The organism is Nonomuraea angiospora, assembly GCF_014873145.1.
Classification (GTDB): Bacteria; Actinomycetota; Actinomycetes; order Streptosporangiales; family Streptosporangiaceae; genus Nonomuraea; species Nonomuraea angiospora.
Map to the genome: position 1 here is coordinate 6,037,913 of NZ_JADBEK010000001.1, position 11,367 is coordinate 6,049,279.

Genomic DNA, 11,367 nt, shown 5'->3' on the forward strand with positions numbered 1-11,367 from the left:
CCGTCCGGCTCAGGCTGACCGGCTGACCTCGGGCTGGTAGCCGTACTCGATCCCGGGCCCCGCGCCGGTGTGCTCCCTGAGCCACACCGTGGCGTCGGCGGCGGGCATGGGCCGCCCGAACAGCCACCCCTGCCCCATGTCACACCCCATCTCGTCCAGCCGCATCGCCACCTCGTCCGACTCCACGCCCTCGGCGACCGAACGCAGGCCGAGCGAGCGGACCAGGTCCACGATCGAGCGGACGATCCGGTAGTCGTCCTCCGACTCGGCGATCCGGCGCACGAACGAGGCGTCGATCTTGACCTCGGACACCGCCAGGCGCTGGAGCCGGATCAGCGACGAGTAACCCGTGCCGAAGTCGTCGAGCGCCAGCGGCACGCCCAGCGCGGCTAGCGCCTTGATCGTCTCCTGGGTGTAGGCCTGGTCGCCCGTCAGGATGCGCTCGGTCACCTCCAGCTGGATGGCCCCCGGCGGGAGCCCGGAGGCGGCCAGGCCGACCTCCAGCTGCTCCGGCAGGGCCGAGTCGAGCAGGTCGCGGGCCGAGATGTTGACGGAGATCTGCACCTGCAGCCCCGTGTGCCACCAGCGGGCCGCCTGCTCCAGCGCCGCCTCGATGACGTACGCCGTGAGGGGCCGCATCAGGTACGACTGCTCCGCCAGCGGCACGAACTCCGACGGCGGGATCATCCCGTGGACCGGATGGCGCCACCGCAGCAGCGCCTCGACGCCCTGGACGGCGCCGGTGCCGAGGCTGACCTTGGGCTGGAAGTGCAGGCGCAGCTCGCGGCTGTCGATGGCACGGCGCAGGTCGCCGAGGAGGTTGAGGCGTTCGGGAGAGTTGCGGTCCTTGTCGGGCTGGTAGAGCTCCACCCCGCTGCGCCCCTCCTTCGCCAGGTACATGGCCACGTCGGCCCGCTGCAGCAGCAGCTCGAAGTCGGGGGCGTGGTCCGGATAAAGCGCGATCCCGACCGAACCGTCCACGTCGAAGGTCATGCCCTCCAGCCGCACCGGCTCCGTCAGCGCCGCCCGCAGCCGGGCCGCGACCTCCCTGGCCGCGTGGGCGTCCCTGATCGAGGGCAGCAGCACGGCGAACTCGTCACCGCCCAGCCGCGCCACGACGTCGCCGGGGCGTACGGAATGGGTGAGCCGGTGCGCCACCATCTGCAGCAGCCGGTCGCCCACCGGATGCCCCATCGTGTCGTTGACCTCCTTGAACCGGTCGAGGTCGAGGAGGAACAGGCCGACCCGCTCGTCCTGCCGGGCCTCGGCCAGCGCCTCCTCCGTGCTGACGATGAGCATCTTGCGGTTGGGCAGGCCGGTCAGCTCGTCGTGCAGGGCCTGATGGTCCCGGCGCATCGAGAGCGTGGCGGTGAAGTAGACGGCGGCCAGCGGGGCGACGAAGAGGGGCACCATGCCGGGCGAGTGCTCCATGGCCACGACGACCAGGGGCGCCAGGCCGAGCAGCCCGACGTACACGAGGCTCTGCGGGACGACCGTGACCCTGAACACCCGCATGATCGAGCGCCGCTCGTGCAACGCGACCGCGCCGCACACGAGAGCGGCCCTGGTGGCGAAGTACGCGACCCCGGCCAGCGCGATCGCCGGCAGGTCCGACCCGTCCGGCACCCAGGGCGCGGCCGGACTCGGCGCGATCCCGAACACCCCCATCACCACGGCCGCCGCGGTGAGCGCGAGCGTCGACTGCGCGATGTTGAACATGACCCGATGCCACGCCTTACGCGTCACCACCCCGTTCATGGCGACCGCGACGGCCTGCATGAGCACCGCGACAGGCAGCCCGAAGTGCAGGAGCACGGCGAAGGTGAACATGGTGGAGGGGTACGTGCCACCCACCGAGGCGGCGGACGACACCATCACGGGCCTCAGCTCGCCCAGGATCACCAGCACCGACAGCGCCCAGAACAGCGGCGTGCGGGCGAGCTCCACCAATCCGGCGGCGTCCAGCCTCAGCATGGCCACCACGAGCGCGGTGAAGCCGATCACGGTTACGCCCGCGAGGAACGCCCAGAGCGGCGTGCCGACGCGTGGTCCGGTGTCGCGGGTGTCGGTTGGGTCAGTCATCGGTAACAGAACCCCCATTAGGTCACTATGGGAGGGTACGACCTTCACCCCACTTCGCGAAACCAAGCGCGTACGTTCCGTCACTTCTCCTTTCCGACATATACCCAAAAACCACCCTCGGTAGCAAACCGCCTACCCTCCCCACACAACCACCGGCGGACCCCACCCCGACCGCCGCACAGCCGAGCCCGTACCACCACCCACCCACCATCACCGCACCCCGCACCAGCGGGACACCTCACACCAACACCGCACCCGCGCACAGCCGGGCCCCGCACACCAGGCGCGGCACCCGCGCACAACCGGGCCCCGCACACCAGGCGCGGCACCCGCGCACGGCCGATCACCGCGCACCAGCGCCGAGCACCACCGCACCACGTCCCGCCGACGCGGCGCCAAGAACGTCCCGCCGAGAGCGGCCACACCACCGCCATGCCACCGCCTCTAATCCGCGCCCCCCACGCGACCACCGCATAGCCACGCCGCGCCATGCCGCACGCCGCCCATGCCGCATCCGGCACCACTCCACCCGACGCCGCACCCCGCACCAGCCGGGCACCGCACACCCGCGCCGCAATCCACGCACGGCCGGCCACCGCGCACCAGCGCCGAGCCCCGACGCACCACACTCCGCCGACGCGGCGCCCAATGCCACGCGGTGCCGCACCGCCAAGATGCGACGCGCCAAGGCCACCGCAATGCCGCGCATCACGGCGCGACGCCACCCCCGCGGCCTCGCCTGCTCTTGCAGCGCAGTGACACCGCCCTATAGGCGGCCCTCCTACCCCACCTGCCACCTCGGCCACGCCGCCGAGCCCCAACGCCGTATAGCCCGCACCGCCCACCCGACGCCGTATACCGCACCGGCCAGGCATCGCACACCAGCGCCGAGCCCGCCGCACCACGTCCCGCCGACGCGCCGCCAAGAACGCCCCCGCCGAGAGCCGCGACACCGCCGACGCGCCGCCGCCAAGCACCGACCCGCCCGAGCACGCCAACCACCCGGCGCCGTATCCCGCGCAGCGGCCGGGCGCCGCCCATTCCGGCGCCCGGCCGCGAGAAGGTGCTAAGCCTCCGTGGGCACCGCGGCCGCCGCGGCCGCCTCCGGGCCGTCCTTCAGGAGGACCTCGAACCCGGCCCCGTCCAGGATCGGCACCCCGAGGCTCACCGCCTTGTCGTACTTCGACCCCGCGTTCTCCCCCACCACCAGGAACGACGTCTTCTTCGACACCGACCCCGACACCTTCCCGCCCCGGGAGGTGATCGCGTCGGCCGCCGAGTCGCGGGTGTAGCCCTCCAGCGTCCCCGTCACCACGAACGTCAGCCCCTCGAGCGTCTGCGGGCCCTTGTCCGGCGCGGGCTCGTCCTCCATCCGCACCCCCGCGGCCCGCCACCGGTCGATGATCTCCCGGTGCCAGTCGACCGAGAACCACTCGCGGATCGTGGCCGCCACCCGGGGCCCGATGCCCTCGACGGCGGCCAGCTCCTCCTCCGAGGCGTTCATGATGCGGTCGATCGAGCGCATCTCGTCGGCCAGCGCGCGGGCGGTCGGCGGGCCGATGTGCCGGATCGACAGGGCGACCAGCACGTTGGCGAGCGGCGCCTGCTTGGCCTGCTGCAGCTCCTCGATGAGCTGCAGCGCGTTCTGGCTGGCCCCGCCGTCGATGTTGGAGAAGAAGGTGACGACCTTCTCCTCTCCGGTCTTGGGGTCGATCTTGGCCAGGCCGGTGTTCTGGTCGCGGACGATCGACTTGATGGGCAGCAGCTGCTCCAGCGTCAGGTCGAACAGGTCGGCCTCGGTGCGCACCACGGGCTCCTGCGGCGGCAGCGGCTGGGTGAGCGCGGTGGCCGCGACGTAGCCGAGCCCGTCGATGTCGAGCGCGCGCCGCCCGCCCGCGAAGAAGATGCGCTCGCGGATCTGGGCGGGGCAGCCGCGGGTGTTGGGGCAGCGCAGGTCGGCGTCGCCCTCCTTCTCGTACGCCAGCTCGGTGCCGCACTCCGGGCAGTGGGTCGGCATGACGAACTCGCGCTCCGACCCGTCGCGCAGCGCCGTCACCGGCCCGACGATCTCGGGGATGACGTCGCCCGCCTTGCGCAGCACCACGGTGTCGCCGATGAGCACGCCCTTCTTGACCACGATGGCGGCGTTGTGGAGGGTGGCCCGCTCGACGGTCGAGCCCGCCACCGACACGGGCTCCATCACCGCGTACGGCGTGACCCGCCCCGTGCGGCCGACGCCCACCTCGATGCCGAGCAGCTTGGTGTTGACCTCCTCCGGCGGGTATTTGTACGCGATCGCCCACCGCGGCGCCCGTGACGTGGAGCCCAGCTCCCGCTGCGTGCGGAAGTCGTCGACCTTCACGACCACCCCGTCGATCTCGTACGGGGGATCGTGCCGGTGCACGCGGTAATTCTCGATGAACTCGTTGACCTCGGTGAGCCCCGGCACCACCTGGTAGAGATCGCTGACCGGCAGCCCGAACGCCCGCAGCCGCTCGTACACGTCCGACTGCGCCTTCGGCACGGCCGAGCCCTCCCAGATGCCGATGCCGTGCACCAGCATCCGCAGCGGCCGCTGGGCCGTGACGCGCGGGTCCTTCTGCCGCAGCGTGCCGGCCGCGGAGTTGCGCGGGTTGGCGAACGGCGTCTTGCCCTGCTCGACGAGCTGCTCGTTGAGCTTCTTGAAGTCCTCGACCGGGATGTAGACCTCGCCGCGCACCTCGACCAGGCTGGGGACGTCGTCGCCGGTGAGCCGGTGGGGGACGCCCTTGATCGTGCGGACGTTGGCCGTCACGTCGTCGCCCGTGCGCCCGTCGCCGCGGGTCGCCCCGCGCTCCAGCTTGCCGTCGCGGTAGACCAGCGCGATCGCCAGCCCGTCGATCTTGAGCTCGCAGAGGTAGGGCCCCGGATCGCCCTCGGCCAGCCGCTCGGCCCGCTGCATCCAGGCGGCCATGTCGGCCTCGTTGAAGGCGTTGTCGAGGCTCTCCATCCGGTTGAGGTGCTGCACCTTGGCGAAGTCGCCCGAAACGGGGGCGCCGACCTTCTGCGTCGGCGACTCGGGCGTCTGGAGCGACGGATGCGACTCCTCCAGCGCGAGCAGCTCCCTGAACCACTCGTCGAACTGGGAGTCGCTGACCGTCGGCTGGTCGAGCACGTAGTAGCGCCAGCGAGCTTCGTCGACCAGCTCGCTCAGCTCGGCATGCCGCTTGAGCGCGGCCACGGGCACACCCGCGACCTCGGCGCCTGGCTCACTCACCGTATGCTCCCCTTCCGAACCAAACCCGAACCGGGACTCGAACCGGGACTCGAACCCGGGCCCGGACCCGAGCCCGTGCCCGTACGTCAACCTGTGCAAACGCTACCGCTGAGCACCGACAACCAGTGCTCACCCTCCCTGCGACCCGGCCTCGGGGTCCTCCCTGAGCACCTGGGCCGCCTTCCGGCAGGCCGCCAGGGCCGCGCGGGCGTACGCGGGTGACGCCCCGGCCAGCCCGCACGCCGGGGTCAGGACGACCTGCCCCGCCAGCCGGTCGGGCGCGAACCCGAGCCGCCGCCAAAGCTCCAGCGCCGGTTTGGCGATCACCCCGACGTCCGGCAGCCGGGTGTCCCGGCCGGGCACGACCCCCAGCAGGAACCGCAGGCCCGCCTCGACGGCCTCCCCGACGGAGTCCTCGTCCCTGCGCCGCAGCAGCGCGGCGTCCACCGACACCCCGCGCACCCCGGCCCTGCGCAGCACGTCGAAAGGCACGGACGGCGCGCAGCAGTGCACGATCGGGGCGTCGAAGGAGCGCATGGACTCCTCCACCCGCCACTCCTCGACGGCCGCCAGCCGCCCGAACCCCGACGCCGTCGGCACCGTACCCGCCAGCACGCCGGGCAGGCCCGGCTCGTCGAGCTGCAGCACGATCTCCGTCACCCCGGGCAGCCGCCGCCGCACGTCGGCGCAGTGGTCGGCGACCCCCTGGGCCAGCGAGGCGGTCAGATCGCGTACGGCCCCCGCGTCGGAGAGCATCTTGTCGCCGTGCTTCAGCTCGATCGACCCCGCCAGCGTCCACGGGCCGCAGACCTGCAGCTTGAGCGGCCCGGCGTAGTCGTGGCCGATCTCCTCCAGCCCGTCGAGATCCCGCCGCAGATGATCGACGGCCCGCTGGTGGTCGCGCCCCGGCCGATCGGTCAGCCGCCACCCGGAGGGCTGCACCTCGACGGGCAGATCGACGAGCAGCCCGGCCGTCCTGCCGATCATGTCGGCGCCGACGCCCCTGGCCGGCAGCTCGGGCAGATAGGGCAGTCCGGGCACCTCACCGAACACGACTTTGATCGCCTCGAGATGGTCCTCGCCCGGGTGTGAACCGACTCCGGTGGCTTCCCACGTTGACATGGGCACAAGCGTAGGCTCTGTCGAATGGAGCTGACGAAACACGAGCACGCCTGTGTACGCGTGGAGAAGAACGGCAAGGTCCTGGTCATCGACCCCGGGACGTTCAGCAAGGGACCGGTGCTCGACGGCGCCGACGCGGTCCTGTTCACCCATGAGCACTTCGACCACGTGGACGTCGACAAGCTGAAGGCCGCACCCCCCAGCCTGGAGATCTACACCTGCGAGGGCGTCGCCGCGGATCTGACGGACGTTCCGCAGAAGGTCCAGGTGGTACGGCACGGCGACGCGTTCGAGGCGGCCGGTTTCCACGTGCGGGCCTTCGGCGAGTGGCACGCCAAGAACCATCCTGACGTGCCCGTCGTGCAGAATGTCGGGTTCCTCGTCGACGACGAGCTGTTCTACCCGGGTGACGCCCTGACGGTCCCGGGGGTGGACGTGCCCACCCTGCTGGTGCCGACCGGCGGGCCGTGGCTGAAGCTCGGGGACATGATCGGATATCTCCGCGAGATCCGCCCCCGGAGGGCGTTCTCCACCCATGACGGCCTTTACAACGACATCGGCTTCGGCCTGGTGGACAACTGGCTGAAGATGGAGTCGGAGCACCAGAGCGCCGACATCCGCCGCCTGAAGGTCGGCGAGTCGGTCACGCTCAGCTAGCGGAGACGATCGTCGCCGAGCCGATCACGGTGTCGCCGGAGTAGAGGACCGCCGCCTGGCCCGCCGCCACCCCGGTGGCCGGGCGGTCGAGGTCGACGCGCAGGCCGCCGCCGGCCTCCTCGAAGCGGCACGCGTACACCTCTCCGTGCGCGCGCAGCTGCACGGTCAGGTCCTCGAACGTGGACGGGCCGTTCCACACCGGGCTGCCGCACGTGATCGAGGTGACCTCGAGCGCGGAACGCGGGCCGACGGTGACCGTGTTGGACACCGGCTCGATCGACAGCACGTAGCGGGGCCGGCCGTCGGCCGCCGGGCGGTCGATGTGCAGGCCCTTGCGCTGCCCGATCGTGAAGCCGTGGGCGCCCTGGTGACTGCCGACGACCTCGCCGCCCTGGTCGACGATGGGGCCCTCGGCCGCGCCGAGCCGCTCGGCCAGGAAGCCGCGGGTGTCGCCGTCGGCGATGAAGCAGATGTCGTGACTGTCGGGCTTGTCGGCGACGGTCAGGCCGCGCCTGGCGGCCTCCTCGCGCACCTGGGCCTTGGTCGAGTCGCCCAGCGGGAAGATCGCGTGGCTGAGCTGCTCGCGGGTGAGCACCCCGAGCACGTACGACTGGTCCTTGCCCTGGTCGGGGCTCCTGGACAGGACGCCGTCGACCAGCTTGGCGTGGTGGCCGGTGGCGACCGCGTCGAAGCCCAGCGCCAGCGCCCGGTCGAGCACCGCCGAGAACTTGATCTTCTCGTTGCACCGCAGGCACGGGTTGGGCGTGCGGCCCGCGGCGTATTCGGACACGAAGTCCTCCACCACGTCGCGCTGGAAGCGCTCGGCCATGTCCCAGATGTAGAAGGGGATGCCGATCACGTCGGCGGCGCGTCGCGCGTCGCGCGAGTCCTCGATCGTGCAGCAGCCCCTGGCACCCGTGCGGTGGGATTGGGGGTTGGCCGACAGAGCGAGGTGCACGCCAGTGACATCGTGACCGGCCTCGGCGATCCGAGCGGCGGCCACGGCGGAGTCGACGCCGCCCGACATGGCGGCAAGCACACGCAGTCCCATGACCGTTCCAGCGTACTGTCCGCGCGGGAGTGCGCGACCATGGCCGGGGTCTGCGAGTATTCAGGCCATGCGACTGTTCGGGCGCAAGGGCGCAGACGAAGAGGCCGGCGACGGGATCGCCGAGTTCTGGGCGTGGTGGCAGGAGTCCAGGCCGGGGCTCGACTCCCTGGTCGCGAACGGCGAGGTCGAGGGGCTCGAGGAGCGGCTGGCCCCGGCGGTCGCCGCGATCCACCCGGGCCTGGTCTGGGAGGTGGCCCCGGGCAAGGAGGCCGCGCACGCCCTGGTCGTGACCGCGGCGGGCGACGCCGAGCTGCGCTCGCTCGCGCACCGCTGGGTCAAGGCGGCGCCGCCGTCCGACATGCTGTGGGAGTTCCACCCGTCGCGGCAGGCCAATCCGCAGGCCATGGAGCTGACGCTCGACGTCGGCGGCTTCGAGTTCGCGCTCGACAAGCTGATGCTGGGGCTGCGGGTGCCGAGGGACCAGCCGCGGGTCGACGTGTCCGCGTACCACCCGATCTTCGGCGAGCTCGACGAGGACACCAGGATGGAGGCCACCCTGCTGGCCCTCGACTGGCTGCTCGGCGAGGACGACGTGGCCCGGTGGGTCGGGGAGATCACGCCCGCCACGTTCCAGCCGATCGACTCCGTGGCCGCCGTCCACCTGCCCGCCGTGGTCGCCGACCTGGCCTCGGGCTACGCCGAGGAGGAGTGGGTGCTGCTCGAAGGGCAGACCGGCAGCGGCGCCCCGCTGGTCGCCACAGCCCGCCACCCGCTGCGGCCGGTGGACTATCCGCTGTTCGACCAGCACATCGAGATCACACTGCCCTACACCCACCGCGACGAGAACGGCCTGCCGGTCGGCGACTCGCTGACGGCGCTGCGCGACTTCGAGGAGCGGCTGGCCGCGCGGCTGCTCAAGCTGCGCGACGACGCGGTGCTGGCGGCGCACCTGAGCGCCGAGGGGCATCGGATCATCCACGTGTACGCCGACCCGACCGGCGACGCGGCGATCCACGCGAAGGAGCTGATCGTGAGCTGGGAGGAGGGCGAGCCGCGGGTGGACGTGGCCGCCGATCCGTCCTGGTCGGCCGTGGTGGCCTTCCTGACCTGACGCCCGCTGAGGCACCTGACGCCCGCTGAAGCACCTTACGCCGGCTGAGGCACTTGGCGTCAGGTCAGGCAGCTGGCGTCAGCTGAGGCCGGCTCGGCGGGCGCGTTCGACGGCGGCGGGAAGCACCTCGATCAGGCGGTCGACGTCGTCGCGGGTCGAGGTGTGGCCCAGCGTGAACCTGAGCGAACCCCGCGCCGCCGCCGCCTCGGCCCCCATGGCCAGCAGCACGTGGGACGGCTGCGCCACGCCCGCCGAACACGCCGAGCCCGTCGAGCACTCCACGCCCTTGGCGTCGAGCAGCATGAGCAGCGCATCTCCCTCGCAGCCGGGGAAGGAGAAGTGGGCGTTGCCGGGCAACCGGTCGGTGGGGTCGCCGTTGAGCACCACGTCGGGGACGGCCTGGCGTACGCGCTGGATGAGCTCGTCGCGCAGCGACGTCAGGCGGCGGGCCAGGGCCTCCTGCTCCTTGACCGCGGTGCTGACGGCGGCGGCCAGCCCGGCGATGGCGGGCGCGTCGAGCGTGCCCGAGCGCACGTCGCGCTCCTGGCCTCCGCCGTGCTGCACGGAGACCGGCGTCAGCCCTCTGGCCAGCAGCAGCGCGCCGGCCCCCATCGGGCCGCCGACCTTGTGACCGGTCAGCGTGAGCGCGTCGACCCCCGAGGCCGAGAACGACACGGGCAGCTGCCCCACCGCCTGGACCGCGTCGGTGTGGAACGGGATGCCGTGGTCATGGGCGATGGCCGCCAGCACGTGGACGGGCTGGACCGTGCCGACCTCGTTGTTGGCCCACATGACGCTGATCATGGCCACGTCGTCGGGGTCGCGCTCGATGGCCGCGCGCAGCGTCTCGGGGCGGACCCGGCCGTACGCGTCCACGTCGAGCAGCTCGACCTCGGCGCCCTGGCTGTCGGCCAGCCAGTGGGCGGGGTCGAGCGCGGCGTGGTGCTCCACCGAGCTGATCAGCACGCGCCGCTTCGGACGGCGCGACCAGTAGAGCCCCTTGATCGCGAGGTTGTCGGCCTCGGTGCCGCCCGAGGTGAACACAACCTCGCTGGGCCGGGCGCCGAGCGCGTCGGCGATCGTCTCGCGCGCCTCCTCGACCACCCTGCGCGTCCGGCGTCCCGCGGCGTGCAGCGAGGAGGCGTTGCCGACGCAGGTGAGCTGCTCCGTCATGGCCTCGATCGCCTCGGGCAGCATGGGCGTGGTAGCCGCATGATCAAGATAGGCCGACGGTCTGGTCACCCGATCAGCGTATCTCGTTTGCTACTGTACCGTCCGGACGGTACAGTAGCGGCATGCGAAGAGACGAGCTTTTGGATGCGGCAGAGGACCTGCTCTGCGACCAGGGCTCGTCCGCACTCACCCTGGCCGCCGTGGCGGACCGGGCAGGGGTCAGCAAGGGCGGCCTCCTCTATCACTATGGCACCAAAGAAGCCCTGATCAAGGGCATGGTGGAGCGCCTGATCGAGGACTTCGACCAGCTCATGGCCGCGCAGTCCGGGGAGACCTACACCGAGCGCTACCTGCACGCCACGCTGGCCGCCGTCCGCTCCGGACGGCTACGACGATGGGCCGTGGTCACGGGCGCCTCGGGCAACCTCTTCCTGCTCGCGCCGCTACGCGAGGCGATGGCCCGCTGGCATCGCGAGGGGTTGGGCGAGGAGCCGGATCCGCGGGCGTCGCAGATCGTACGACTGGCGTGTGAAGGGCTCTGGGACGTGGCCAGCCACGACCCGGAGCTCAACACGGAGGACGATCTCCAGGCGCTCGAGACCCGGATGAAAGCGCTGCTCAAACCCCCTTCCTGAGCCCTGACCCGCCCGCCTCCCCGCCGTGGGGACGCGGGTCCGCCGACGCCTTCCCCGCTGCCCGCTGAGACGACAGCCGCTCCGATCCGGAGCGCCGCCCGCCTGGAGCGCGGCCTGCCCGAGGCCGAGGCCACGATCGAGCCGACCCCCGGACCGGCCCCCGACCCGGGTGCTCGGCCCATGACGGTGCTCGGTTGCCGAGTACGAGCGGGTCGGCGGAACCCGTCGGGGTCACAACCGTCCAGCCGAACCCCCCTCCCCCACCCCGCCATGCCGCGCA

At 71.9% G+C, this 11,367-nt stretch carries 8 protein-coding genes; 3 read left to right on the forward strand and 5 right to left on the reverse strand.

All coding sequences use genetic code 11. From position 1 onward, the window contains the following. Positions 1-9 precede the first annotated feature (9 nt). The 3 genes from H4W80_RS27155 to H4W80_RS27165 form a co-directional block, all read right to left on the reverse strand. Positions 10-2,082: a putative bifunctional diguanylate cyclase/phosphodiesterase gene (locus H4W80_RS27155; protein WP_192787670.1), complete on the reverse strand. Its 2,073-nt coding sequence runs from the start codon at positions 2,080-2,082 to the stop codon at positions 10-12. Positions 2,083-3,148: 1,066 nt separating this feature from the next. After that, positions 3,149-5,338 (reverse strand): NAD-dependent DNA ligase LigA, encoded by a 2,190-nt coding sequence (ligA, locus tag H4W80_RS27160; protein ID WP_192787671.1) that lies wholly within the window; start codon positions 5,336-5,338, stop codon positions 3,149-3,151. 129 nt (positions 5,339-5,467) lie between these two features. After that, positions 5,468-6,460 (reverse strand): methionine synthase, encoded by a 993-nt coding sequence (locus H4W80_RS27165; protein WP_192787672.1) that lies wholly within the window; start codon positions 6,458-6,460, stop codon positions 5,468-5,470. 24 nt (positions 6,461-6,484) lie between these two features. Here H4W80_RS27165 and H4W80_RS27170 point away from each other — a divergent pair, with 24 nt between their 5' ends. Continuing rightward, positions 6,485-7,117 (forward strand): MBL fold metallo-hydrolase, encoded by a 633-nt coding sequence (locus tag H4W80_RS27170; RefSeq protein ID WP_192787673.1) that lies wholly within the window; start codon positions 6,485-6,487, stop codon positions 7,115-7,117. Here H4W80_RS27170 and mnmA read toward each other — a convergent pair. Beyond that, entirely contained in the window at positions 7,110-8,168 is a 1,059-nt protein-coding gene (gene mnmA / locus H4W80_RS27175; protein WP_192787674.1) for a tRNA 2-thiouridine(34) synthase MnmA, read from the reverse strand. The two genes, H4W80_RS27170 and mnmA, sit on opposite strands and share 8 nt — an antisense overlap. Before the next feature lie 67 nt (positions 8,169-8,235). Between mnmA and H4W80_RS27180 the strand changes: the two genes are divergently transcribed. Further along, positions 8,236-9,279: a DUF695 domain-containing protein gene (locus tag H4W80_RS27180; protein WP_192787675.1), complete on the forward strand. Its 1,044-nt coding sequence runs from the start codon at positions 8,236-8,238 to the stop codon at positions 9,277-9,279. Between the two features lie 78 nt (positions 9,280-9,357). Here the strand turns inward: H4W80_RS27180 and H4W80_RS27185 are convergent, their stop codons facing one another. Next, entirely contained in the window at positions 9,358-10,521 is a 1,164-nt protein-coding gene (locus H4W80_RS27185; protein ID WP_318787077.1) for a cysteine desulfurase family protein, read from the reverse strand. A 53-nt stretch (positions 10,522-10,574) separates the two neighbouring features. Here H4W80_RS27185 and H4W80_RS27190 point away from each other — a divergent pair, with 53 nt between their 5' ends. Further along, complete coding sequence (locus H4W80_RS27190) at positions 10,575-11,087, forward strand: TetR/AcrR family transcriptional regulator (protein WP_192787676.1); 513 nt, start codon at positions 10,575-10,577, stop codon at positions 11,085-11,087. Positions 11,088-11,367: the final 280 nt, after the last annotated feature.